1 pseudogene is annotated in these 250 nt (G+C 56.0%); it reads left to right on the forward strand.

The window, feature by feature from the left end:
• Positions 1-250 (forward strand): annotated as a pseudogene (locus ACEN88_RS35900) (hypothetical protein); the annotation flags it as partial.

Here is a 250-nt window from a genome sequence, read left to right on the forward strand (position 1 = left end):
ATGTCACCGGCTCGCCCACTACCGCCTTTGGCAACCTGCGTAGTAGCGAGGTACCAGGCGGAGATCAGGACGACGCGATGGATGGAAGAGGTCAGTGGAACGATCCTCGTAGTGAGGAGGCGAGGGAGGAGGGGGAGGATGAGGAGGAAGATGAACAAGAGGATGATGATGAGCAGGACGAATACGGAAAGGGGGATGATGGAGACAATGGCGATAGTGATGACCAGGAAGATGGAGATGGTATGGAGGT

Source organism: Massilia sp. CT11-108, from assembly GCF_047302915.1.
Classification (GTDB): Bacteria; Pseudomonadota; Gammaproteobacteria; order Burkholderiales; family Burkholderiaceae_D; genus Telluria; species Telluria orientalis.